We start from the raw sequence: 26,171 nt of genomic DNA, 5'->3' as shown, positions 1-26,171 counted from the left end.
ACAAGTCGATGAACGATGGATGTCAGTTATTTGAAACGAGAAGTTTTGTAATAGCAGAAAATATGAATCTGACAATGGATAGATAAAATGGTATGGATAGCGGATAAGACTCAATTCGGCAGCATAAAAAAAGGGCCAAAAAGGCCCTTATCAAAGTAACAAAATTTAACTATTTTACCCAGTGTCTACGATTTTCACTGGCTTGAGTCGAGATTTTTAATAAAGCCAGGAACAGCATGAATAACAGACCCATGCTGCCACCACCACCGCTCTTTTCTTCTGGTGCTGGAGGAGGTGCGGGCGGTGTACTGACTGTAACTGATGCGCTGCTCTCGCTGGTACGATTCAATGAATCAGTAACGACTAGTGTAATGGTATAAGTTCCTGCTGCAGCATAAGTATGTGATGGTGACTGATTGGTACTGGTTGATCCATCACCAAAATCCCAAGCATAACTTAATGTGCCTTCACCATCGGTTGATGTATTAGTTAAATTAACCGTTAAATTACTTTTGGTGGAGGTAAATGAGGCAACCGGTGCGGCGGCAGCTTGTATATCGACCACCAACTGATAAGTGCTGGTAGTATTTTCGCCATCGGTAACACTCAGCGCTACAGTATAACTGCCTGATTGCGCATAAGTGTGACTTGGTGACGCTTCGCTGCTGGTGTTACCATCACCAAAATCCCAACTATAGGTGCGATTGCCTTTACCACCGCGAGTGGTGTCGCTAAAAGTGGCATTTAAGCCCGTTTTATTAACGGTGAAACTCGCAGTCAATTCGCCAGCTAACGACAGTTTTATTTGTGCAGTTGTACTATCGGTTTCCTGTGATAATACTTCCATTTTTAAGCCATTAATTGGTAATACAACACCAGACTCAGGTTGCTCTGGTGTTGAGTAATCGAACGAGTCGTCAAATATTGAAATCGCTTGCAGGTTACTATCGGCTGCTTTTTCCGATTGCGCATATAAACTAAAAATGGCATCACGAATTTGGTTATAGGTCCACCAGATTCCGTAAGTTGCATCGGAAATAATATTTTGGTCGGCATCAATGACACTTAAAAAACCTTCACCGGGATGAACCGATGATTCATTATTGTAAAATGCCTTGTTAGCAAACCACATTAAAACACCGTGATCGTAGCTTTCAGCTTTTAATCCAGCATCTACGCTGTTATGACTGCGTAACTGAATGTAATAGTTTTGGTCTTCACCAATAATTTGATGCTGGCTGATGCGCTCGAATCCCGCCAGCGTGACACTGTTGGCAACTTCAGTATCGGCCACGATGACGCTGTTGCCATCGGAATTAAGTGCAATGCTGTCTACCATAATACCATAGCCGCCTGTATTGGCATCGGTGTAGTACTTGATTGTGACTTCAACAGTTTGATTGTTGTAGGCAGAAAGGTCAAAGGTCAGATCAACCCAGTTTTCACCAATTTTGCTCGATTTTTCTGACAGGTAATTGGTGACCGTTTGATAATGAGTTTCGCTTGGATATTGATCTGGAATTGGGTTAGTCGCGATGGTGTGATTGCCTGCCACTGCGACACCATCAATTAATATTTGTGCGTAATCCCAGTCTTTTTCAATATCCCATTGCGCTTTCATTGTTAGCGTGTGGCTACTGCCCGTCGGAATGGTCAGATTAAATTTGGCGGTATTATTCAGAGAATCACCCCGCTTGGAGTAATAAAAGTAGTTGCCTGCACTTGGATTAAATATTGAAACCGGTTTGGGTAAATTGATTTTAACCTGATTAATACCGCTATCATGTTTTACAGCTTCAACCAGATCGATAGTTTGATCGCCTGCTTCTAAATCAGCTAACTCAATTGTTTGTTGATTGATCCATTTACCACCAAACTTTTGTTGTAGTGTTTCTCTGGCTTGTGGACTAAATCCTGTTGGCATTGCGCCAGGAATCGTGGTACCGGCCCAACTTCCACTTGCCATAATTGACCAGGTACCGACAGGTGAACCAGGCTCATTATTGTTGGTATCGTATTCATCAGGTAAATTGGCAACCATATGACCAAATTCGTGAGAGACAACACCAATTGCGGCATCAATCGGTTGCACGGTATAGTCATGTGCACGAATGCCATCACCACCTGGTACTAAATAGTTATTTACATTCCAACGGTGTGACCAGATAGCATCGGTGCCCAAGACTCCACCACCGGCATCTTCACCAATGCTGGAATGAAATACCATTAAATAATCAATATATCCATCTGGTTCATCAAGAATGCCATTTTTGTTCAAGTCTGTTGGATCATACCGATCAAAATCACTCAATGTAATCCCATATTCGGCAACGGCTTTGGTTACCGCTTCTTTGATTAAACCGACCGTATTAATATCTGAGTCATTATTATCCGGATCATTGGCGCCATATTCACTCGCATTTTTATCTGCGGTAACCCAACCATAAACGGTGCCATTAAATACAAATTCGCCACCAGACTCTGCAGAATAATATTGACGTGAAGACTGTAGGTTTTGCCCACTTGGTCCGGTAAATCCGGTTGGGGAAAACATTAAATCTTGATAGTGTTCTTTAGGGTAACTAGCGTAATACATATTAGTATCACTGGCGGTCAATCGATTATCATCATGTGGTAAATCAGGAAAATCAATGAGTATTGTTAATACTTTTACTTCATGTGGGACCGCTTGAGCATTTTTAGTGTGTCCGGCGTGAGCGTGGCCTGCGTGAGATGAACGCATCGGCAAATTCGACATTAGTTTGCCATTCAAGCGATTAATGTACTGTTGGTTACTCAGTGTTTCTGGCTTTATGAAACGAGTTAAGGCGGCTTGTTGCTCAGCATAGGTTGCGTTTTCAGATAATTCGCCGCGCTTTTTTAACCAATAAAGGATTCTTTCCTGATTAACGGTACCCGGATCTCTTAATGACAGAGAGCGTTCTGGTTTTGCATTGACGGTAGTGATCGATAACGTGGCAGCAAGCGAGGCTGCGACAACTGATTGAGCGAAGAAATTTTTCAATTTGATCATGGTGCTATTTCCCCTTGGGCTTACACATTTTGTAAGCATTTCTTTTGGAATTTATATAATCATTGACAATTTTTTGTCGCTGTTTTTGATCCATCTCTGTTGTTATTTTTCCTTCTTTAATTAACATATTTTCTATTTTACTGGTGTCCAAAATTGGCGGAGAACTTTGCGCACAATTTGGCATTTCAGGATCGGTTTTCATCAAAGGAGGCGGAGCCTGTTCTGTCACAGTCGTTGATGAACTCGTTGTGTCGGTGGCGGTGTTTTGTGTAGTGTCTTTACTATCGTTACTAGATTGACAGGCGAATAATAATGTTGCCATCCCTGTGATGGCGAAAAATGTTTTTGCTCGGTTTTTCAAAATAGACAGTCCTATATATACCAGTTTTGAGATATTATCCCAGGAGAAAATGCTTTACCAGGCTTTTATATCGGCAATAATTTACAATTATTTATAATTGAAATTTCGATTAACTTATGATTTGTTGAACTCTGTTAAAAATATAATAAAATTATATTTTACAAGCTAAAAATAAATAAAATTCTGTTTTTTGGTATTAAATATTGGTTTTTCTTGTATGAATAACATTCCTAATTTGTTGACAGGTTTAACGCACAAATTTGTGGCTTTATATCATTTTGATAATAGGTGATGAATGACCATTAATATGGCTTTGTTGGCTAACTATTAGCCAATACAACCTATCCTAATGGACTTAAAATCGTAGCACAAGTAACATTTTGTAGCTAAATCATTGTGTTTGCTAAATAAGAGAGGAAATTCAAGAGTGAAACGGTGTGAAAAACTGATGAAGAAGTACTGGTTTAAGTCAACCACTAACCGATTTTATATTGAATTTATGTCGTTTTAAAGCCAATATTTTTAACACCGACACAGTGTAAAGCATGGGGTTAATTTAGTTGGGTGAGCAAAACCTTTTATAGACTTGAATGTTTGTCGTTATTATTTAACTGTCTTGCATTAAAATGCGATCTGATAATCGAGCATTATTGTGATTTACTGTCGAAGTAATAAAGTCCTTGTTACTAAAGCTATAATTAAATTGAGCAATGTCAACCTCGTACATTTTGGCAACATAATCGTGTAGCTCATTATCATAATACTCGGTGTAATGCTTTTTAATTCGATTATTACTAGAGAATAAATGGCGTAATTTACGCAACAATAAACGACGCGGACTAAAAGAAGAATTACGATGAGGTAGTTCACTTTGTGCAATATTGAGCTGTTGACAAACCCAATCGAAATCGTGTTGTAAATTTTCAAATCGACCAATGAAGTCTACTAGCTGCTTGCCTTGGCTATCAAACAAGTAATTGTATTGTGGAATGATATGACGATATTTATCACAGAAATTGTTTTTTACTGGCAGGCCGTTAAAGACAAATTCTTTAAGTGACATTTTTCGATCAATTTTTTTATGAAGATATTCAGAAACCAAGCGCTCCCAAGGATTTCTGACAAAAGCAAATTTGAAATAGCTGTCAAATGTTGATTGATCAATATGCCCGCAATCAACATATTCACTGGCAGTTAAATGGGCTAATCTCGATGGACCACATTGAGGATCGCTATTTTTTTTAATATATAGTTGATCTTTTTGTTTCCAGGTAAGTTGAAGGAGGTTAAGAAAAAACAGTTCGACACTTTGGCCGGCAGTTTTGGGGACATGTACAAATATGCACTTAAATTGATTAGATATCATTGTCAGATTTATTATTAGAATACTGCGAAAAATAAAATAATGGCAGATATTTATTAATGTTTGTTGACATGTAAAAAAATGTCATAAATATGTCAAATCATGTAGGCTATTGATATTAGCGGTTGACAATGACGAGGTTATTTAGAATATCCAGGTAGGTTTATGTGAAAACTGAAAATTTAGTCTTCGCTATTGATGCTGTTACGCCCAAGATCTTTAGAGCGATTAAGGGATTTTTTAGTTTTAATTAAAACATCTTCAAAATTTAATTTTCGCTCATATTGAGCGACACCAATGGATACGGTTAACTTGACAACATTGGTATTTCCTTTCTTTTTCAGGCTGATGCCCATAACTTTTTTGCGTAAATTATCAGCAACCATCAAGCCTTGTTTTAGCGGGGTTTTAGGGAGTACCACAATGAATTCATCATCTTCATAGCGTGATACTAAATCACTGCCTTTGGTAGTACTGATAAACAGTTTGACTAAATGTTTTAATACGTTATCTCCCATAAATGTGCCATTAACGTCATTGATTAATTTAAAGCGATCAATATTTACACGTAAAATTGACATGGGAAACAGTTCATCATGTATTGAGGCTTCTGCCACAGTGTGTTTTAAACCACTAAAATCAAGGCAGTTTGTTAGTTTGTCTTGCGAAGTGTTATCTCTCACTTTTAAATAATTATCGAGAGGATGCTCAACATCAAGCGATTCATCTTCATCCGCTTGATTTTTATTTTGCCCGATAATGGTCTTTATTTTATCAACTGCGTCTGATATGTCTTCGTTGTGATCATAATTCTTGACTAATAAACTCAGGATTTCACAAACATATTGATCATCATGATCGCCAAAAATTGAAAGTTGCTGATTTTTGCTGCTAAGAATACTGTTCTCAAATACCTCATTTAACTTTTCTCGATAATTGTCTGCCGATAAATCGATCTCGTCTACCTGTTTTTTCAGTTGATTATTATCGGTATATAAATACTCATAGGCAATGGTGTAGCAAATTGGTTCGGCAGGCAGTTGATTGTCTCTCAACCAGGCCAGTGCGTTTCTGGATTTTAGACCTGCATTTTTGATGTCATCTTGGCGTGAACGACTCATAGTTTAAAAGTACCGAAATAAGGCGATAAATAAATCGAGATTTAATAGCGCATGAGCGATTAAATAATATTCTTTTTAGTATAGACAATAATAAAAAGTTGAAGGTAAAACGCACAAAAATTTACTTTTTAATCCCAAAACTCACTATGAGCTCTGTCAATGTTATAAAAGCAGTGTGTTTATATTGGTAAATGAAATATAAGTAAAGCAAGCTGCTTGAACTATACTGTAAATCAGTATTTATTACGCGAAAGCGACTCAGAGTCAGTTAACCAGCGTTAAGATGTATAAATCAATCACTAAAATTTTTACTTTTTTCCTTATTATCTGCGCTGTCAGTCAATCGCTAGCCTTCGCTCAAAATTCTCCATCGTTATTTGATAAAAAGCAGTTAAATACCTTTGATCCACTAAAGTTTAAACATTTGGACAGCAATCTAGGATTACCACAGGCAACAATATTTTGTATTTTAAAGTCTTCTGATGGTCGTATTTGGGTTGGAACACAAAGTGGTCTAAGTTGGTTTGATGGTTATCAGTTTCATACTTATCGGGCTGATCCAAAAAATCCGCATGGTCTGTCAGATGATTTTGTTTATACCATTATTGAAGATGCCGAAGGCTATTTGTGGATTGGTACCTACGGCGGTGGGCTCAATCGACTCGATCCCAAGACCGACCGTTTTGTTCGTTTTCAAAATGATATTAATGATCCATACTCATTGAGTAATAATGAAGTTACCTCACTATTTATTGATAGCCAAAAACGCTTTTGGGTGGGAACTAACGGCGGTGGATTAAATTTATTTAATACATATAGCAAACGCTTTCAGCGTTTTCAACATAACCCCGAGGTTGTTGAGTCTATTGGCGGTAACAATATTAAACATATAAATGAAGATAGCCAAGGAAAGCTTTGGATTGCATTAAGCAGCTATCCATTTATGAAAGTACCTGGAGCCGGTTTGGACCAGTTTGATCCGAATAGTAAGCGTTTTACACACTTTACTCATCAAAGTGAAAATCCCAATAGTTTATCGCACAATGATGTCACCAAAATATTTATCGATAGTGACGATTCATTATGGATAGGTACAAAAGGTGGCGGAATTAATCATTTTTTTCCTGAAGAAAACCGCTTTATTCATTATCAAAATAATGAAACGGCACACTTTCAAATTGCCTCGGACATTGTACCTGATATTATTGCGGCCGATAAGTATGGGTTATGGATAGCATTGGTCGGTGAGGGGATTGCCTATTTGAATAAACAAACGGGGCAGTCGATATTGCATAAAAGTGATCCTGGTATCATAACCAGTTTAAGTAACCGTGATGCGTATTCTTTGCTACAAGATAAAAATTATTTATGGGTTGGTACCTGGTGGAAAGGGCTAAACCAGTTAAAACTTTCTTCAACACAGTTTAACTGGTTAACTTATAATCCAGAAAAACCAGATGGATTTCCTTCGACCACAGTGCGCAGTGTGGCTGAAGATGCTATTGGTGATTTGTGGATGACATCACGAAAATATGGGGTGATTCATTGGAAGCGTCAGTCGAACGAATTTGAAATAATTGATAAATTTCCAGGGACAGGTAAGAGTTGGAAAAACGATATTATTAATCGGACATTTATTGATTCGGAAAATCGTAAGTGGTTTGCATCTGGAGCAAATGGACTTTACTTGGTTGATGAAGCAAATGGACGCTATCATCATTACCAGCATGATAAAGAGAATAAAAATTCGCTCGCCAGTAATAATATTGTTGCATTGACTGAATATCCAAAAGGGACTTTATGGATAGGCAGTCGATCGGGTGGGGTGAGTCGACTGCATGTTTTGTCTGGTGAATTTAAACATTACCGACATGATCCTAATAATTCAAATAGTTTAAGTTCAAATAATATTGGTTTCAACGCTACATTAGTCGATAGCCATGGTCAGGTTTGGATTGGAACTAATGATGCTGGGCTAAACCGAATTAACCCGATCACTCATGAAGTTACGCGTTTCATGGCTGCTGACATGGAACCGTCGAACAGTAAAAATAAAATCAGTAATAATAACACATCGGCGATAGATGAAGATTCACAAGGAAATATTTGGTATTCGACTTACGGCAGTGGGGTCGATAAGTTAAGCTGGAAAAATCACCGGCTCGTGGTTAAAAATTACTCGGTCAAAGATGGTTTGCTCAGCAATGCGATTGATAATTTAGTTGTTGATGACAATGATATTATCTGGCTGACTTCATCAAATGGAATAAGTCGTCTTGATGGTAAGACGGGTGAGGTTTTTAACTTTGATATTTATGATGGCGCAATGCCAGGTGAATATCTTACTGCAGCTCAAACAAAAGGAAAAGATGGAACGATTTATTTTGCGGGGGCAGCAGGAGTTAACTTTTTTCATCCTGACAAGGTTACTTTGCATCGTGAAGTACCGGATATTTGGGTTAATGAGTTTACCTTATTTAATCGTAAAGTCTTACCAATGGCAGATGATAAAGCGACATTGAATCAAGTGATTGCATATACCCCCCATATTACATTGAATTATCATCAAAACGTATTTGGATTTACCTTTTCAACGTTGGATTTTGATAGTCCGATGCGTAGTCAATATGCTTATAAAATGGAAGGGTTTAATCGAGACTGGATTTATACAGATGCCAATAAAAGATTTGCTTCTTTTACCAACCTTGATGCAGGAGATTATGTTTTTAAAGTTAAGGCGACAAACAAAAATGGATTATGGAATGAACAGGCACGACAAGTTGCAATTACCGTACTGCCCGCACCTTGGAAAACCTGGTGGGCTTATAGTTTATATGTCTGTAGTATGGTGTTGATTATTTGTCTGTTTATTTATCAGCGGTACAAATTAATTAAAGAAAAATATCAAACAGAAATTGCTAATCAGCAAATTAAAACTATTGAGGCTGAAAAGCAAACAGCGACTGCCCGGCAACAAATGGCTGAAGATAAACGACAGATGGCGGAAAAAGCCAGCCAGGCAAAGTCGGAATATCTGGCAATGATGAGTCATGAAATTCGTACGCCGATAAATGGTGTGATTGGTACCGCTGGTATTTTGAGCGAACTGCCGTTAACTAAAGAGCAAATGAACTACATTGACATGATAAAGGTAAGTGGTGAAAACCTGCTTTACATTGTTAATGATATTCTCGATTTGTCCAAGCTGGAAGCGGGCAAAATGACGATTGAAAAAGTCAGATTTAATTTACGTGATTGTATTGAACAAGCGCTAGATATTTTTGTTAAAGAAATTGATGAGAAAAAACTCGAGTTGAATCTTGTGGCGAATAACAATGTGCCTTTGGAAATAATTTCTGATTCAACGCGACTACGTCAAGTGATTGTTAATTTGGTTGGGAATGCTTTTAAGTTTACCAAAAAGGGCAGCATAACGGTGCTGATATCAGGTAAAAAAATTAGTGCCTCAAAGCGTCAGTTAACCTTTGCTGTTCAAGATACCGGAAAAGGTATACCTATTGATAAACAAACAAAAATATTTGAGGAGTTTTCTCAAGCTGATGATAGTACATCAAGAATATACGGTGGAACAGGCTTGGGATTAACGATTAGTCAACGTATTATTAAAAATCTGGGAGGGCGAATTAAAGTTGACAGTGATGGACATACCGGTACTAGCTTCTACTTTTCAATTGAAGTTGATTTGCCGACAAACTCACCAAGTATTAATACGATAAAATCAATAGACTTGTTGCTCGATAAACAACTGTTGTTACTAACTCCGGATTATTTTTTAGATAAAACGTTCAGTTATTTGGCAGCGAGTATGTCACTTAATATTACCTTAAAAACCGGTTTTGTATCAGGATGGCGATATCTTACTCAAAATAACCGACCTGACTTAATTATTGTTGATCATGCCTTTAAAGATTCTGAAGCTAAAAAATTTATTGAATATTGCAAATCATCGTCAGAGTACGAGAATATTCCGGTTTTTATTATTTGTACACCCAAAGTTATCAGTCAGCATCATGAAGGCTATTTACAGCGTTATGATCATATTATTTCTAAACCACTTAAATTTAGTGCGTTAAAGAATGCATTTGTTAGTTTGTATTCAGCAAAAGGTAAGCGATTGGTTGCACGTGAGCTGGAAAATGAAGCGGAGTTTGCCAAGCAAAATCCTATGCATATATTAATAGCCGATGATAATGCCGTTAATCAAAAAGTGTTGATGCATATTTGCCGTCGACTGGGTTATCAACCGGATGTTGTTTCCAATGGCAAAGAAGTGCTGGCTGCTGTCGCGAATAAATATTACGATTTAGTCATTACGGATATGCAAATGCCTGAGATGGGTGGAGTGACTGCGGCAAAAATGATTCGCAAAAATGCTCAATATGATAATTTGAAAATTGTTTTAGCTTCATCGGATATTCTCATTTCTGATAAATTTGCCAGTGATACAAAACTATTTCACGATGTATTAATTAAACCCATTTCGCTTAATGCATTGAAAAATTGTTTAGTGAAAGGGCAGCGAAAAATCAATAATGAATTAACTAAGGCACAGTTTAATCGGGATAAACTAAACCGTAATTCCTCGAGCAATATAAGGTAAGCACGGATAGGAAAACTGTAAATAAGAACAATACAAATAGAAGCGGTGCGGATAGTAGTAAGAGAAGTGCTAGCAACACTAGCATAATTGAGGGTGCGCTTAGTAATGTTGAAATGAGCATTATTAAGGCCAATAAAAAGCCACTTCATATTGAAGTGGCGAGAGATTGTTGCAGTTTTTTGAGATAAAATACGTTCAATGTAAGATTAGTAATGCCACCCTTTATGGTTGGCTTTATCGAGTTCAAATTGGTTTTGTTCGGTCAAGCTTTCTATTTCTTCTTCGAGTACGCTGATTTCACGTAGCATATTGAGTTTAGCTTCTTTGGACAATCCTGTTCCTTCGCTGGTCACTTGATCTTCTAACTGGCTTTTTTCTTCAATGAGCTGATTAATTTGCAGGTTGTTGAGGTAGTAAATCTTTCCTTCTTTATAAGCGGCTAAAAACGCCCGTTCTAAATTGGTGGGGCAAAAATGATGATAATCTGTTCCTTGCATACCTCGTTTCCAACCATTAGCTGGAATACAGTAGCGTTTGAGTCCATCAAAATAACCTTTTCGATATTGCTGGTGGTCTACATTAACCTGGTATTCTTTGCAGGCGTTATAATGCTGGTCTATTCTTTGGCCTCTGGCTAACAGTCCGTCATTATAGCCTGATTGATATCAGTCGGCGGTTCGGCATTCACCTTCTGACATTGATGCGCAGCCAGTTAACCAAATAATGGAAAAAATACTAAAGAGTATTGAAAAGAGTGGGATTAATCGTTTCAATTGCATAAATTTTATCCAGATTATTTAATAATTTTGATTTGAGCATACATTGTAAGCTTAGCGTTTAAAATGTAAAAGTGAAAGCATCAGGATGAAAACACAAGTTTGTTGAATTCATCCTGAACTAACTTCCAAACGGCTAGTGGCTGTCAATGAAATTTTAACAATATGATTTACCAGGCTAGAAAATATTGGTTTTTGTTACTAATCCAACTTTTAATTCGTTGGTAATGAGCTTCAATCATTGAGCCGGTGATAATGCAACAGATACCAATGAGCGTTAAAGCAACCCAATGATTTAACTCGAAATGGAAGAGCAGCTCACCCAAAAAGTTAAACATGCCAATTAGAGTTAATAGACTTCCGCTGATAAATAAAGCTCTTTGCTGTAATAAAACACTCACGGTTAATAGTGATATGCCAAATATTAATGTTAAATAAATTGCTAATGAGTCACCTATCAAAAAGTAATTGACTAGTCCAGCATAAAGCAAACATAAACTGGCTAATAGCCGGTAATGTAGCTGACGTAGCTTTGTTCTGGCAGACATTTCAAATAGCATCAATGCACCAATCAAGGATGAAAAGATCATGTTGAGCGCATCAGGTAGATAGTTCTCAAAAACAATAACAAAGTTAAGAACACCAATAAATATTAATACTAAAGAAATGCCTTCGAGGAGTTGTCTCTGCCTGGATTTTTCTGTTAATGGAAAACTAAATTGTCGAATTAATACAAAACCGACTAAACAACTGCATGCTGTCAGAAGCGAATCCATGTGATAAAGCCAAAAGCTACGACCAAGTAATAATAAAACCGGTAAAAATTGTAATGTTAGTAGAAATTTTCCTTCGAGTGTTTTCATTGCAATTTGTTTTTTTGCTAAAAAATGGTAATACAACAATAGGCTTGATGTGCAAATGAAAACAAAAGTGGTAATAAACAATGTATCCCTTATGGGAATTAATAGTAACGAGTTGATAGCAATGAAAAGTAGACTGGCTTGTTTGTTTAAGTGGCGGTTGAATACCTTGAAACCAAACAAAATAATCGGGGTGCTAACAACAAATGTTGCTAAACATAATCCTATGGTCAGGCTCAAACTTTGTGGTTGCCAGGTGAATGGTTGATTTGCGTCGGTGAGTGTTGATGACTGGAAAGCCTGAATGAATGCGCCAGAAATGACAAAGTCTATTGGGATAGAAATTAATGATAAAGATAATAGTAACCTTGCGCCTTTTGATTCTTTCAAATATTTTCCAATGAGTAAGGCGATGACTGCTAATAGCAGCGTGTGAGTTAAAAATATGATATAGCGTATGCCATCTCCGTGTGTTTGCCAGCCTTGCAATACAAAACTGTATAAAGCGATTAATATGGCAAAGCCGCCAAGACTGCGTAGTAGAATTGGTAAATAATTCAGCCAACTTGATTGATGTTTCTGCTCGGGGGGGTGCGCGAATTTTTCTGATTGTTGCCAATCTTGAAAAATAGATGTTTCATTAGTCTGCGAGTTGGTTGATATTGAACTAGTCATTGTTAGCTCCGTATTGTGCTTGTTGCGAAGCGATTAGCTGCTCAAATTCAGCTTGTATTTTTTCGGCATATTCGGCCTCTAAAAATGATTGTTCCAGATGATTGTCGCTATTAACTGCTGACACTAAATCGATGCTATTTAAACGATTGATACTGTTACTTTCGGTTGCCATGATGTTTGCTTCCCAACGGTTGAATGAATCATTAATGATATTGCCGGTAGCCTCATGTTGTGAGCTGGTTTGAAGTGATAGCCGGCTTTGTCGCGTTTTTAGTAAATCTCGTTTTTGTTGGTGTTGCCAGATATCCTGCTCGAACCTTTGAATGTCGGCGGTGAGTTGTGCTTGTGCTGTTTGATAGGCTTGCAGAGTTTGCTGTAATTTCTCAATTTGTTGAGTTAATTGTAATTGACGGTGGATACACTCTTTGGCTTTTTCAGGATCGCTAACAATCTGTTGTTGCGCTCGCTGATGCCATTGTTGTTGTTTTTTTTGAGTCGTATGCAAAGTTTCCTGAATTTGATTAATATGCAGATTTAAATTGGCTTGTTGTTTTTTAGCGATAAAAACCTTTTGTTTTTGTTGATTGATTGCTGCACCTATCAGTGCATCATGATTTTCTAACTCGGTTACCGCATCATCCAGTTTTGAAAAAAGCTGTATAGAAAGTCGTTTGATAAATGACATAAGATCATCCTCGATAGCTGATAGTGCGGATAATATCGATGATGCTTAAAGGAAATCACAGCCGATTGACTCAAGTATTAAATGACGATACTTTGAGTGTACTAGTTACGCTAGTTTTCAATAAACGGAACAAACTAACTTAATCATCCAATTAATCAAAGATTTAAATACTGGCTAAACCATGAACCTAAAGACGAGCTTGATTTAACAATTACAAACATATCTGGCAGAAGTCGAGCAATCTCGAATTGAAATTTTAAAAATGATTCCCATTAGTGGTGGCGATATTAATCAGGCGTTTCGAATTAAAACGGCCACACGCGATTACTTTATAAAATTGAATTCGTCAATGTGTTACTCCATGCTGGCTTGTGAAGCCGACAATATTGCACTGATAGCAAAAACTCGGCAAATTCAAATTCCCAAGGTACTGGTTAGCGGAGTAATTGAGAATTACAGTTTTATAATTTTACCTTTTATCGATATGCAATCATCTGGCGATAAAGCGCTTTTTGGTAAGCAACTAGCTAAGCTTCATCAAAATTACGGAGAAAAATTTGGTGGGATAGGCGATAACTATATTGGGTTAACACCACAAATCAATCGACCCTGCGCAAGTTGGGCCGAGTTTTTCAGTCAGCACCGAATTGCGTTTCAACTAAATTTATTAACACAAAAAAATGTCAATTGTCGGTTGCTCAATAAGGGTAATCAATTAATGGCAAGCATTCCCGAAATGTTAAGACAAAGAAATTGTCGACCGTCTTTAATTCATGGTGATTTGTGGTCTGGAAATTATGCATTTGATTTGGCCGGACAGCCTGTTATTTATGATCCTGCTTGTTATTATGCCGATCATGAAGCTGAACTGGCGATGCTGGAATTATTTGGTAGCCCAGGTAAAGCGTTTTTCAATGCCTATCAGCAAATTATGCCAATTGAAAAGGGATATGCTCAACGTAAGTATTTGTATAATTTGTATCACATTTTAAATCATGCAAATTTGTTTGGTGGTGGATATCTATCGCAAGCAGAATCAGTAATAGACAGTTTGTTAGCTGTTCAGTGGGATGAGCTGAGCACGAGTGGTTAAGTTTTACACGCACAGCGAAAAGCGCTATTTATTAGTTTCAATATATACTTACAACGATGGCTTTTATTAAACTCGAATTGACTTGTGTTGACTTGCGTTGAGGCACAAGGCAAAAATTGAGTTGCGATAAAGCGATTGAAAATTCAGATAAATAACTGAAAGTCGAATAATTGTGACTCAATTCTTTAATGGTGGCTTGCAATTATTGGGTGCTTCATCCATGATTTTAAATAAGACTTTGAAATTAATCAGTTATTCGGAAAAAATATAATGCGGCAGCAGTTACAGCAGGTAGTTTGGCAGCTTAACGAGATTATTTTAGGAAAAGAACACCAAATTAAACTGGCTTTAGTCTGTTTATTAGCCAAAGGCCATTTGTTGATAGAAGATTTACCTGGCATGGGTAAAACAACGCTCGCTCATGCGTTAGCAAAAATTTTAGGATTAGATTTTCAACGAATTCAATTCACCAGCGATTTACTACCTGCTGATATTATCGGATCTGCTATCTATCAGCGCAGCGATGAAAGCTTTAAATTTCATCAGGGTCCAATTTTTACTCAGGTCATTCTAGCCGACGAAGTTAACCGGGCAACGCCAAAATCGCAAAGTGCGCTGTTAGAAGCCATGGAAGAGTATCAAGTCACTTCAGAAGGGGTGAGCCGCCCGCTACCAGAACCATTTTTTGTTATTGCTACTCAAAATCCTTTTCATCAGATTGGCACTTATCCTTTACCTGAATCACAACTGGATCGATTCTTAATTCGTTTATCTCTAGGCTATCCTGAGCCAGAAGTTGAGCGCTTATTGTTTAAAGGACAAGATACTCGTTTTCAAATTGCCAGTTTACCGCCAATACTGGATGGTAAAAAATTACTGGCTTGTCAACACGCGATTGCCAAAGTAGTGGTTTCTGAAACGTTACTCGATTATTTACAATTGTTAGTTTCGGCAACCAGAAATAGCCAACACTGGTCGCATGGATTATCACCTAGAGGCGGATTGGCATTACTCAGGGCTGCTAAAGCTTGGGCTTATCTTGCCGGGCGAGATTTTGTTTTACCAGAGGACATTCAGGCTGTGTGGATTGCGGTTGTTGGCCATCGCTTAACAGCGCAAAATGCGACGCAACAGTCAAGCGAATCTCCCTTGGAGGCTATCCTTCATTCGACAGCGATCCCTCGTTAAAACGATATTACATTACTGGGTAGAGTGGCGAAATGCTGAGCAAACCAACTACTGGATTAAAATGGCGATTCAGGCGATTTTTTCGCAATCGCATGCCTGTTGGCGAAAGGGTAGAGCTCAATCAACGATCCACTTATATTTGGCCAACTCGCGAAGGCTATCTACTGATTGTCATTGTATTATTGATGTTGATAGGCGCGACTAACTATCAAAATAATTTGGCATTTTTATTAACCTTTTTATTAATCAGTATAGGGTTAGTGAGTGTAATCTTAACTTATCGAAATATACAGGATATTCAATTTACAGTGCGTGTCCCCGATGAGTTGTTTGCAGATTCTGTCAATCGAGTCAGCGTGATGTGTACTGATCGGGCTGGTCGTAATCATCATACGGTAGGCTTAGGTTTGTCTTATGAGCAATTGAAATTTATTGATATTCCGGCTGAACAAACGGTGTCTTTGGATATTTATCTCGATACATTAAAGCGCGGCAGGTTAATCATGCCCGGAATAATGGTGTCGAGCATTTATCCATTCGGTTGGCTGCGAACCTGGGCTTATATTCAGTTACAGCAAGATGTATTGGTTTATCCTAAACCGGTTGAGCCGCCAGAGTTTTCTCAACTGGCTGGTACTCAAACGGATGAAGAGGGACAAAAAGCTGAGGGAGTTGATGATTTATATGGGCTGAAACCTTATCAGGCAGGGGAGCCATTAAGTCGAATCGACTGGAAGGCTTTTGCTAGGGAAAGAGGATTGTTTATTCGTGAATTTAATGGCTATCAGGCTAGCCGCATTTGCTTTTCTTGGAATGATTTTCCAGGTGTCGCACCAGAATTGCGATTAAGTTATTTAACATTTCTTGTGATTGAAGCCGCGAAAGCTCAGTTAGCTTTTGCACTTGAGCTACCAGACAATTCTGTCGCTTTTGATGAAGGCGAAGTGCATCGCTCCCATTGTTTGCAATTACTGGCTTGCTATCAGCTTGACGCTCATTTAACTGAAAAACAGTTTATGACACCAGTAGCTTAAGTAAGGAGAGTTCTGATGTTGATTTTAATACGATAACCTGGCCGATGATCGATTTTATTTCTCAATCACAATTTAAAAGTCGACAGATATTTCTGCCGGCAGTGCTGTTGGCTCATCAAGCCGTGTTATTGCCACTTTACTTTTTTGTACCTGCTTGGATTGCACTGTTAAACACTTTAGTGGTGGTCATGGTGTATTGGGCTTTTTATCGGCAATTAGTGATTCATCGCTGGATTAAATTAGCAATTACGCTGGTTGCCATTGGTGGCGTGTATGCCGTATTTCAAAAATTTACCGGAAAAGAAGCGGGAATTGCGCTAATTACCGCGATGTATGGTTTAAAAATACTCGAAGTGAAAAATATTAAAGATGCGAATTTAGTATTAAGCTTTGGCTTTTTTATGCTAGTGACCGGCTTTTTATTTTCGCAAAGTTTAGCTATTGCCGTTTATCAGTTTGTTCCGGTGGTTCTATTGTTATATGCATTTGTCGCCGTTCATAGTATTCAGCGCTATCCGATTTTCGGTCGACAGTTCTCTCGCTTATTAAAACGTCTAGCAGGTTATTTATTACTGGCTATTCCCATTATGTTGGTGTTGTTTGTATTTTTTCCCAGACTCGGTGGACCAATTTGGCGAATGCCGGGAGAAAGCAGTGCATCAAGTGGTATTTCCGATAGTATGAGCCCTGGTGAGATTAGCGGGTTACAATTATCAGATGAAGTTGCTTTTCGGGTTGTTTTTAATGGAAAACTCCCAGCAGAAGCAGACTTATATTGGCGTGTGTTAACCCTGGATAAGTTTGATGGCATATCCTGGACCGCTCGTCCACCAGTCAATATTTCGGCAAATCCTGACAGTTTGAGTCAAACTGATTTGGTTGAATACGCCATCACACTAGAGCCAACTCAACAAGATTATCTGGTGTTATTAGATCGCCCTGTAATTTTGCCTGATAAAGGCCAGTTAAAAAGTGACTATTCGGTGCGAAGTGACTTTCATTTGATCGATAGAGTAAGATTTACGGCCTCGTCTTATCCGAAATTAATAATTGAGCCAGAATTAACCGACAGCCAAAAGGCATTTTATACTCAGTTACCTGGTTCTGGTAATCCTCGAGCAAAAACATGGGCGCTAAATCAGCGTAATCGTTTAGATAGTGACTGGGCGTTTATAAATCAGGTTCTACAACATATTAATCAACAGCCATTTCACTATACTTTAACCCCACCGATTATGTCAGAGGATACAGTTGATAGTTTTTGGTTTGATAATCAACGGGGGTTTTGTGAACATTATTCTGGAGCATTGGTATTTCTGGCGCGTTCAGCAGGTATTCCGGCTCGTGTCGTGGTCGGTTATCAAGGCGCAGAGCAAAATACGCTTACAGATTATTGGATTGTGCGTAACTCGAATGCACATGCTTGGGTAGAAATTTGGCTAAAAGAACAAGGCTGGATTCGAGTTGATCCAACTGGCGCAATTGATCCCAGCAGGGTTGAGCCTCAATTGTTAAATGATTACCGGCAACGTGAAAGGTTGTTTGGTGATTTTGAGGTTGTTGAACTTGGCGCCGTTGACTGGATAAAGTCGATGGAATATTGGGTCGATCAGGTTAACGCCAACTGGAATGACTGGATCCTCGATTACAATGAGTCAAAGCAACAACAACTGTTCTCTCATTTAGGACTCGAAGGAATGACCAATCAGCAACTAATGACTTTGATGGTGCTGGTTGTTTTGGGATTGGCGAGTATGGCTGGATTTCAAATATTGAGGAAACGCCGCTCAAGTTTGCCATTGGCGAGACAATTTGACTTGTTACAGCAAAAATTAGCTAAGCAAAAAGTGATTGGGTATGATCCTTCGCTTGGTCCTGCCGAGTTAAAGGCAAAACTGGGACGAATCAGAAAATATCACTTCCGTCATGTTATTGACTTACTTGATGAATATATTGCGCTTCAATATGCGGCTTCAAGTGCTGATGAACAGCAGGTTAAGCAATTAGTTAAACGTTTTAAACAACTCAAGTTATAAATTATGATAAACGCATGATTAGTAATTAGTTATCGTGAAATGCTCGAAAATAGTCCATAAATCCCCTATAATCGCGGCCTTTGTACGTCACTAGGTTTCGTTGTTTTATGGATATTTCACCAGTTCGAAATTTTCTTCATTGTGATTCGCCCGCATCGTGGCTGGAATATGCCGCTGAGCATTTAGATATTTTGTTAATCGATCATGCCAAGTGCGAGAAAAAAGCAGCTTCAACTGCACTCAGCTTAATGTTTAAGTACCCCGAATATGAGCAACTTCAGATAAAAATGGCGCAATTGGCACGCGAAGAAATATTGCATTTTGAACAAGTCTTTGAAATGCTCACTCAGCGTAAAATTACTTATTCCATACTTTCACCATCGCGTTATGCATCAAGTCTGCGTAAGCTGGCGCGTGATAATGAGCCCGATAAACTGGTAGATTTTTGTATTATTGGTGGCATTATTGAGGCTCGCTCCTGTGAACGTTTTGCCAGCCTGGTGCCTTACCTGCAAGATAAAGAACCTGAACTAGCCAAATACTATCGTTATTTACTTAAGTCTGAATCTCGTCATTTTGAAGATTATCTCCAATTGGCTCAACTCTATTGTGCAAACGATATTTCACCACAGGTTGATAAAATGCTAGAGAAAGAGGCTGAGCTGATACTCAGTAAGGATGAGGTTTTTCGCTTTCATAGCGGTATACCTCACAATATTTAATCGTAACTTTGTATTTGACTGTAACTTTGCCTGATTTGCTGGCTCTAATCATACCAAATTCAGTATTTTCAGGAACCATCTGGCGCAGTTCAGGTCATATTGGCGGTTGATAGTGAATCTTTTTTGCTTGAGTTGCTTTCCACCTGCAAGTAACATAGCACACCAGCAAAAGTAAGCACTTAAAATAATCAGTTAGTTTACTTAAGAGAAATTCAGGGTATTGGAGTAACAGTTTTGAACTTGATAAAAATCATCAGTCTATTCGCTTTAGCAAGTTTGTTGTCTGCATGTAGCTTATTTTATGGCGAAGATGGTTTAATTAAAGATACTTCTTATGATTACCTAAAAGCGAAAGAAACTGCGCCTTTAAAAATCCCACCCCATTTGAAACATGAAAATAATGTTAACTACACGGTCGTTCCTGCCATTGGTGAACAGGCTAAAAATGCCCCTAGCGGTAAAGATATCAGTCTGGTAGCACCAGCTCAAATTTTAGATGTATTGGATAATATTCGAGCAAACAAGCAGTCGCCAGTTCCTGCAATTTATATCGTTGAAAACGAAGAGTTTTTATGGGATACCATCATTAATTTATTTACTGAACAAGGCGTAAAGTTCAGTCGCCGCGATAAAGCTAATCGCGTATTAGAAACGGAATGGGTTGCGGTGGACAAGCGTGGCGTCTGGTTAGGCATCGCTGGCGAAGACGATATTGATGAATTTAAAGCCAAATTTCGTATCGCGCTAAGTGAAGGTATTTTAAAAGATGAAAAACAAATTACTGTTGAGCGAATTGCGGCTCAAATGTTTAATGATGATACGGATAAGTGGCAAGATATGGCCAATTACTGGCATGATTCCGCTGAAATGCTAAATCTTATTATTGCTCATTACGATACAGCAACCATTGAACGTGATCGCAATTCTAAAAATGCGGTAGTTGCTGGTTTTAAAGTTCAGTTAGCTCATGATGACAACAATAATGCGGCCCTGGTTACTGAAACAGATAAGGCTTTAGTTTGGGAAAAATTACCCAAAGTTCTCGAAGCATTAGACTTTGATGTTAAAGATCGTGATCGGCGCTTGATGACTTACTTTATTGCCTATGAATATGAGGAACCAGGATTTTTTGCCTCGTTATTCGATGAAGAACAAACCCCGTTGCCGTTAGAATCTGGCGACTATCAGGTAACGGTAACAACCGTTGGAGAGCTTACCGCAATTGTATTTCGCGATGGTCAGGGGACACCACTCAATGCCGAGACCATGGTTAAGCTTTACCCCCAACTAAACAAGTTATTTAGTGATAAAAAATAAGTGACACTGTCCCTTGTCCAATGTAAAAGTTTGCTCTCTGGGATCAGGGAGCAAAGGTAACGCAACACTCATTCAATTTGATCAAAGTATTATTTTGGTCGATAGCGGATTTTCATCTAAAGAGCTGGAGTCGAGGTTAACTACCCTTGAATTAAGGCCTGCCGATATTAATGCTATTTTAGTCACTCATGAACACAGTGATCATTTTAATGGCGTACCTGTTTTTTCAAATAAGTTTAATATTCCGGTATGGATGAGCCCAGGGACCAGTCTGCATCCGCGTGCCGATAAAATTCGGTCACTTAACTTAATTAATATTCATGATTCCTTTGAGTTGGCCGGGATTCAAATTTTACCAGTGGCTGTTCCGCATGATTCAAGGGAAGCTTGTCAGTTTGTGTTTCATAATGATAACTATCGAATAGGTATTTTGACTGACCTTGGGCATGTCACTCAACATGTGATCAGTTGTTTTGCAGAATGTGATGCTTTATTACTGGAATTTAATCATGATATTACGATGTTAATGCAAGGTAATTATCCGGCATCATTAAAAGCCAGAGTAGGTGGAAATTTAGGGCATTTAAATAATCAGCAAGCATTAAATTTTTTGCATGCCATTAATAAAAGTCGTTTGAAATTATTGGCAGCCATGCATTTAAGTGAAGAAAATAATTGTCCCGAGCTGGTAAAAAATATTATTCAGCAGGCTGAATTGGAAAAGACCACACGTGTGATTTTAGCCGATCAGCAATATGGATTCGAATGGGTCAGAATCGAATAGTGTTATTAAACCGTTCTCTGTTTTTTTGGAGATAGTAAAAAGATTAAATGAGAAACCACTTTAAACGTTTGAACAAAGAATTAACGAGCTTTTAGTGAGCTTGTGGTTCTCGAATAAAAAAGGCGCCCTAAGTGCGCCTTTTTTATTGAAAAGTCTTTATTATTAGATAAATTGATAGTTCAATTAAATTTTATAGCTTAAATGAAATAGGGACATCAAATACAAACTGTTCTAGTTTTAATTCAACAGGAACTTTTTGAAAAGGCCCTGCTTTACGAATAATTCGGCTTACTGCGCGATCTAAAACTCTCGAACCCGAACGTTCAATCAGCTCAATATCAAGAATTTCACCATCTTTATCAATTGTAACCTGTGCTGTTACGTCGCCTTGTTTTCTATCAATCAACGCCTTACGAGGATACTCTTGATGCTTTTTGATTTCATTAATTAAATCCCGAGTGTAAGAACCCGTTACCAAATCCGCATCAAAAAAGTTCTCATCAATTACCGGTTCAATTTTTTTAGCAATTTTTTTGGTTTCTGGTTTTTTTTCTGCTGGTTTTGTTTCTGCTTTATCTGCCACTTTTACTAAATTAGGATCAAGTTTAATATCGGCGGGGATATCTGGCTTAATTTCAGTTTTGATTTCAGGCGTGGTATCAGGTTTTGTTAAAGTTGTTGAGTCCGGTTTATTCGCAGCTACTTTTTTATTATCAGTAGCAGCTTTGGAAGTAGAATTTTGTGATTGATTATTACCCGTTTTCTTTTCATCCACTTTAGCCACTTTCTTGGCATTAGGTTTTGTTTCAGGTTTGTTAGCTGATTGCTTATCTTCTTGTGGTTTTGTTGCCGTATTTTGAGCAACTTTAGTGGCAGGATTGGTTGTATTTTCGGCTGGATTATCTTCTGCAATAGCGACTTGAGTCGAATCGTTCAAATCACTATCAAAACGGCCTTTAGCTGGAGATAACCCCTCATAACGTGCAATATAACTGCCTTTAATTGAGGCGTCGTCTAATCCTCGAATACTGTTTTTAAAAGCTTTGGTTGGCGGAATATTGCCAAGCCAGACGTTTAATAACAGTTCTGCAAAATCGTGATTATCGATGGTCATAAATAAAGTTGAATTTAAATAAACCTGTGTCCCAACACCTGGAATGTAGTCAATATTGAGTTCATCATTTAGCTCAACAGGACGCTTAAATATTTTAGAAAAACCCACAATTTGCTGAGTTAAGGGTTGCCAGCTGCTTCTTGGATTATTCATTGCCATTCTTTCTTTCCAATGTCGGGCAAGTTTTCGATTAGAATAGCTAGTTAAAAATCGAATTGACATACGCTTGGCGACGGATTCATCGAGCAGTTGCTCAACTTCAGTAATAGAGGAGGGGCCAAACAGCGCTCCCACATAAATATCGTTGCGTAATTCCTGATACATACCAATACCAATCAGGTTGACTGTTTCATTATTAGAAAGAGTGGCTGAAATATTGGCTTTTAAGGGACCTGCAAAAATAAAAAATAAACATGCCGTATAACTAATATAAGCAAACTGATGTTTAACCTTTTTTAGAGAAAATAATCGAAAGGACATTAATCGAACTCCAGTAACACCGTTAACTTTTTGTATAGCTGCTAGATGTATCAGAATAGATACTATCAGACTGACTACGGCAGATGTGCTCGAAACTTATTATTTAAAATAAGAATAATTTCGATTTGCATAACCTCGTAAATCAAAACAGCTATAATATCGTGTAATTTTTGTAATTAAGCGTTATTAAAATAATAGCTAAAAATTTTTAAAAATTGTGAAGCATTTGTATTTTATTTTATAAAAACACTTAAATAACCAACCGCTATGTTAGCATACCAATATTTTAATACTAAATGTACTGGGAATTTTAATAATATTGTGAAATCTTTGGTAAAATTCCATAACTACTTGTTAATCCATTGAAAATCATCTAGATTTAAGTAGTGGTGTAAAAAGAATTTGGAATGTCAAGCAAGTCGCTTTGAAGCTTGTTGTCATAAAAACAAGAGTTGGCAGATTATTTAATTTATTTGCTCAGTGGCAGGTGGTCGGAAATTTTAACTCACTGATTTTTCAAATTATCTCAGGGTAAACAATAATAAAACCAAGCAGACTTAAGAGTCGGGGTGTGATTGTGAAGTATCTTAAAATTATTATATTGTTCATGGGGACTCTCAGTTCTTTTTGTTTTGCACAGGAAATGTCTGAAAATGAAAAGATGCTTGCTATACAAAAGGTTTCTATTATTGATCGTCCAGTTGTCATGGTCGGAATGGGATTAACCCGTCTGTTGAATGATGATTATTATATTGGTGCGATGTATCTGGATGAAAAAGTTGAGTATGACAAAACGGCCGATTTCTTTAGCGTTAAGGTTGCTCGTAGAATGCAGTTTAAATTTGCTTCTAAAATCTCAATATCTGCACGTAGCTTTAAAAGAAAACTAGTTGAAAGTTTGCGCATCAATAATTCTCGCAAAGATATCAATGCACAAAAAGCTGAACTGGCGCAATTTCTTAAGTTTTTTAGCGGTAGTTACAAAAAGGGTGATGAACTGAGCTTTGATTATCATCATACTTTTGGTACACGAGTAATACTCAATGGTAGAATTATTGGGCAAGTCGAGAATTCTCATGACTTATATAATTTATTAGTGAAAATCTGGGTCGGTGAAAGACCACCCACTTCAAAGTTTAAGTCAGGTATATTAGGAAATAATGATGGAGACTATGCAATTGAGTTACTCCGTCAATACATTAATCTTTAATTCTTTTTATGAATATAAAATTTTGATTGAAAATTACCTTTTTTAAATTATAAATTTTATATTCAAAACTATCATTTCATTTGTGTTTTATTGGATAAACGTATTTTTTTAATTATTGAATTTTCGGTTTACAGTTTATCCAATACTCGCTATTCTTTGCTGCCATCAGCAGTATCAATTTGATTAATATTTATCAATATTAACGACCGCAAATTCTTTACTCATAATACAGACATACTCAAAACAGAGAAAAATACAATGGCTAATATTTTATTACTAGGTGCCGGTTTTGTGACGGGGCCTTTAGTTGACTATTTACATAAAAAAGAACATACAATCACTATTGGGTCTCAGTTTCTGAGTGAAGCTGAAAAATTAGCGGCTGGCAGAAGTCATTTATTTCCTATTCAGGTTGATGTGACAAATGATGATGAATTAGCCAATCTTGCAGCTAAAGCGGATTTAGTCATTTCGTTTGTTCCATTTCAATTTCATGTTGCAGTTGCACGTATTTGTATTGCACAAAAGGTTCCGTTAGTGACTGCCAGTTATGCTCATCAAGACATGTGGGCTCTCAACGAAGCTGCCAAGGAAGCTGACATTATTTTATTAAATGAAATTGGTGTAGACCCAGGCATTGACCACATGACAGCGATGAAAGTCATTCATGAAGCGCATGATAAAAAGCAAAAGGTTGAGGCACTAGTGTCGTGGTGTGGTGGTATTCCTGCGCCTGAGGCAAATAATAATCCGCTTGGCTATAAGTTTTCCTGGTCTCCTATGGCTGTTTTAACCGCAGTATTAAATGAAGCTAAGTATTACAGTCGTGGCAAAGTGGAGACTATTGCGGCTAAAGATTTGCTGTCGTCTATGCGCGATGTACCTTTTAATGAAGAACTACAATTAACCGGTTATGCTAATCGAGACTCGTTAGGTTATCGCGAGGCTTATGAGATTCCCGAAGTTCAGACGTTATTACGTGGCACATTACGTTACCCCGGATTTGCAGCCATTATCCATAAAGCCAAAGCGATTGGCTTGCTATCAAATACTTTATTTAATGATGCTAAACCATCAAACTGGCGAGAGTTAATAGCCCAGTTATCCGATCTGAGTCTGGATCAACTTGAAAGCAGCTTTGATAGCGATCCTGAGTTAGTGGAAAATTTTGCCTGGATGGACTGTTTTAGTGATAGAGCGGTTGCTGGGCGATCACCTATTGAAGCTTTTTGTGCCTTGTTGCAAGATAAATTACAGTATGAGGAAAATGAACAAGATATGATTGCCATGCAGCATCGATTTGTTTTGACAGATGAAAATAATAACAAAATTTTTCATCGCTCAACGCTGGTAGAAAAAGGTGATGTGGGAGGCTTTTCTGCTATGGCAAAAACTGTTGGATATCCTGCTGCGATTGCCGCTGACCTGATATTAAAAGGACAGATAACCAGAAAAGGTGTTTGCATTCCTGTTACCCAAGATATTTATGAACCTGTATTGCAAGAATTAGAAAAACTTAATATAAAAATGGTTGAAGAGATTGTTAACGACGAATCAGAAGCGAGCTTTTTAAATCACCTTTAATTTTGACTCGAATTGCTCATATTGATACTTGGTTAGAAAAATTGAATCCCAATTGAGTTTGTATCGAAAGATTAGATTTTTCTATGACCAATAAGTACTCAATAGCATAATAC

At 37.7% G+C, this 26,171-nt stretch carries 17 protein-coding genes and 1 pseudogene; 10 read left to right on the top strand and 8 right to left on the bottom strand.

Annotated features, from left to right (window positions below; genetic code table 11):
* Positions 1 to 169 precede the first annotated feature (169 nt).
* The 4 genes from ABVT42_RS04190 to ABVT42_RS04175 all read right to left on the bottom strand — a co-directional run bounded on the left by ABVT42_RS04190 (position 170) and on the right by ABVT42_RS04175 (position 5,879).
* Positions 170 to 3,034: an immune inhibitor A domain-containing protein gene (locus tag ABVT42_RS04190; protein WP_353873885.1), complete on the bottom strand. Its 2,865-nt coding sequence runs from the start codon at positions 3,032 to 3,034 to the stop codon at positions 170 to 172.
* 4 nt (positions 3,035 to 3,038) lie between these two features.
* On the bottom strand, positions 3,039 to 3,395 hold the full coding sequence (locus ABVT42_RS04185) for a hypothetical protein (RefSeq protein WP_353873884.1): 357 nt from the start codon (positions 3,393 to 3,395) through the stop codon (positions 3,039 to 3,041).
* 607 nt (positions 3,396 to 4,002) lie between these two features.
* Positions 4,003 to 4,761 carry a sulfotransferase family 2 domain-containing protein gene (locus ABVT42_RS04180; RefSeq protein WP_353873883.1) on the bottom strand — a complete coding sequence of 253 codons (759 nt, stop codon included), beginning with the start codon at positions 4,759 to 4,761 and terminating at the stop codon, positions 4,003 to 4,005.
* A 179-nt stretch (positions 4,762 to 4,940) separates the two neighbouring features.
* The gene (locus ABVT42_RS04175; RefSeq protein WP_353873882.1) at positions 4,941 to 5,879 is read right to left on the bottom strand and encodes a GGDEF domain-containing protein; all 939 of its coding nucleotides are present in this window, start codon (positions 5,877 to 5,879) and stop codon (positions 4,941 to 4,943) included.
* Positions 5,880 to 6,162: 283 nt separating this feature from the next.
* Here ABVT42_RS04175 and ABVT42_RS04170 point away from each other — a divergent pair, with 283 nt between their 5' ends.
* Positions 6,163 to 10,500 (top strand): two-component regulator propeller domain-containing protein, encoded by a 4,338-nt coding sequence (locus ABVT42_RS04170; RefSeq protein ID WP_353873881.1) that lies wholly within the window; start codon positions 6,163 to 6,165, stop codon positions 10,498 to 10,500.
* Between the two features lie 206 nt (positions 10,501 to 10,706).
* Here ABVT42_RS04170 and ABVT42_RS04165 read toward each other — a convergent pair.
* The 3 genes and pseudogenes from ABVT42_RS04165 to ABVT42_RS04155 all read right to left on the bottom strand — a co-directional run.
* Positions 10,707 to 11,153: pseudogene (locus tag ABVT42_RS04165) on the bottom strand (DUF2799 domain-containing protein); the annotation flags it as partial.
* A gap of 293 nt (positions 11,154 to 11,446) precedes the next feature.
* Complete coding sequence (locus ABVT42_RS04160) at positions 11,447 to 12,811, bottom strand: hypothetical protein (protein ID WP_353873880.1); 1,365 nt, start codon at positions 12,809 to 12,811, stop codon at positions 11,447 to 11,449.
* Positions 12,804 to 13,496 (bottom strand): PspA/IM30 family protein, encoded by a 693-nt coding sequence (locus ABVT42_RS04155; protein ID WP_353873879.1) that lies wholly within the window; start codon positions 13,494 to 13,496, stop codon positions 12,804 to 12,806. The genes ABVT42_RS04160 and ABVT42_RS04155 overlap by 8 nt, the downstream gene beginning before the upstream one ends.
* Positions 13,497 to 13,719: 223 nt before the next feature.
* Here ABVT42_RS04155 and ABVT42_RS04150 point away from each other — a divergent pair, with 223 nt between their 5' ends.
* From ABVT42_RS04150 to ABVT42_RS04120, 7 genes are all read left to right on the top strand, one after another.
* Entirely contained in the window at positions 13,720 to 14,589 is an 870-nt protein-coding gene (locus tag ABVT42_RS04150) for a fructosamine kinase family protein (protein ID WP_353873944.1), read from the top strand.
* Positions 14,590 to 14,859: 270 nt separating this feature from the next.
* A complete protein-coding gene (locus ABVT42_RS04145; protein ID WP_353873878.1) occupies positions 14,860 to 15,777 on the top strand; it encodes an AAA family ATPase in 918 nt (305 codons plus the stop codon).
* A gap of 32 nt (positions 15,778 to 15,809) precedes the next feature.
* A complete protein-coding gene (locus ABVT42_RS04140; RefSeq protein ID WP_353873877.1) occupies positions 15,810 to 16,811 on the top strand; it encodes a DUF58 domain-containing protein in 1,002 nt (333 codons plus the stop codon).
* Between the two features lie 44 nt (positions 16,812 to 16,855).
* Complete coding sequence (locus tag ABVT42_RS04135) at positions 16,856 to 18,847, top strand: transglutaminase TgpA family protein (protein WP_353873876.1); 1,992 nt, start codon at positions 16,856 to 16,858, stop codon at positions 18,845 to 18,847.
* 107 nt (positions 18,848 to 18,954) lie between these two features.
* The gene (locus ABVT42_RS04130; protein WP_353873875.1) at positions 18,955 to 19,569 is read left to right on the top strand and encodes a MiaE family protein; all 615 of its coding nucleotides are present in this window, start codon (positions 18,955 to 18,957) and stop codon (positions 19,567 to 19,569) included.
* Positions 19,570 to 19,803: 234 nt separating this feature from the next.
* Entirely contained in the window at positions 19,804 to 20,886 is a 1,083-nt protein-coding gene (gene bamC, locus ABVT42_RS04125) for an outer membrane protein assembly factor BamC (RefSeq protein ID WP_353873874.1), read from the top strand.
* Between the two features lie 13 nt (positions 20,887 to 20,899).
* Positions 20,900 to 21,670: an MBL fold metallo-hydrolase gene (locus ABVT42_RS04120; protein WP_353873873.1), complete on the top strand. Its 771-nt coding sequence runs from the start codon at positions 20,900 to 20,902 to the stop codon at positions 21,668 to 21,670.
* A 190-nt stretch (positions 21,671 to 21,860) separates the two neighbouring features.
* Here the strand turns inward: ABVT42_RS04120 and ABVT42_RS04115 are convergent, their stop codons facing one another.
* Positions 21,861 to 23,264 carry a TonB family protein gene (locus ABVT42_RS04115; RefSeq protein WP_353873872.1) on the bottom strand — a complete coding sequence of 468 codons (1,404 nt, stop codon included), beginning with the start codon at positions 23,262 to 23,264 and terminating at the stop codon, positions 21,861 to 21,863.
* Positions 23,265 to 23,841: 577 nt separating this feature from the next.
* Between ABVT42_RS04115 and ABVT42_RS04110 the strand changes: the two genes are divergently transcribed.
* A complete protein-coding gene (locus ABVT42_RS04110; protein ID WP_353873871.1) occupies positions 23,842 to 24,474 on the top strand; it encodes a chalcone isomerase family protein in 633 nt (210 codons plus the stop codon).
* Positions 24,475 to 24,732: 258 nt separating this feature from the next.
* Positions 24,733 to 26,058 (top strand): saccharopine dehydrogenase C-terminal domain-containing protein, encoded by a 1,326-nt coding sequence (locus tag ABVT42_RS04105; protein ID WP_353873870.1) that lies wholly within the window; start codon positions 24,733 to 24,735, stop codon positions 26,056 to 26,058.
* Positions 26,059 to 26,171: the final 113 nt, after the last annotated feature.

Origin of the sequence: Aliikangiella maris (genome assembly GCF_040719265.1) — a bacterium.
GTDB classification, from domain to species: domain Bacteria; phylum Pseudomonadota; class Gammaproteobacteria; order Enterobacterales; family Kangiellaceae; genus Aliikangiella; species Aliikangiella maris.
Note: the sequence above shows the minus strand (reverse complement) of the source record. Positions and strands in the feature narration are given on the sequence as shown.

Bases quoted from the DNA above. Each gene is read 5' to 3' on its own strand.
- ABVT42_RS04190 (WP_353873885.1), bottom strand. From the start codon at position 3,034: ATGATCAAATTGAAAAATTTCTTCGCTCAATCAGTTGTCGCAGCCTCG.
- ABVT42_RS04170 (WP_353873881.1), top strand. From the start codon at position 6,163: ATGTATAAATCAATCACTAAAATTTTTACTTTTTTCCTTATTATCTGC.
- ABVT42_RS04145 (WP_353873878.1), top strand. From the start codon at position 14,860: ATGCGGCAGCAGTTACAGCAGGTAGTTTGGCAGCTTAACGAGATTATT.
- ABVT42_RS04180 (WP_353873883.1), bottom strand. From the start codon at position 4,761: ATGATATCTAATCAATTTAAGTGCATATTTGTACATGTCCCCAAAACT.
- ABVT42_RS04105 (WP_353873870.1), top strand. From the start codon at position 24,733: ATGGCTAATATTTTATTACTAGGTGCCGGTTTTGTGACGGGGCCTTTA.
- ABVT42_RS04130 (WP_353873875.1), top strand. From the start codon at position 18,955: ATGGATATTTCACCAGTTCGAAATTTTCTTCATTGTGATTCGCCCGCA.
- ABVT42_RS04140 (WP_353873877.1), top strand. From the start codon at position 15,810: ATGCTGAGCAAACCAACTACTGGATTAAAATGGCGATTCAGGCGATTT.
- ABVT42_RS04160 (WP_353873880.1), bottom strand. From the start codon at position 12,811: ATGACTAGTTCAATATCAACCAACTCGCAGACTAATGAAACATCTATT.
- ABVT42_RS04135 (WP_353873876.1), top strand. From the start codon at position 16,856: ATGATCGATTTTATTTCTCAATCACAATTTAAAAGTCGACAGATATTT.
- ABVT42_RS04115 (WP_353873872.1), bottom strand. From the start codon at position 23,264: ATGTCCTTTCGATTATTTTCTCTAAAAAAGGTTAAACATCAGTTTGCT.
- ABVT42_RS04155 (WP_353873879.1), bottom strand. From the start codon at position 13,496: ATGTCATTTATCAAACGACTTTCTATACAGCTTTTTTCAAAACTGGAT.
- ABVT42_RS04175 (WP_353873882.1), bottom strand. From the start codon at position 5,879: ATGAGTCGTTCACGCCAAGATGACATCAAAAATGCAGGTCTAAAATCC.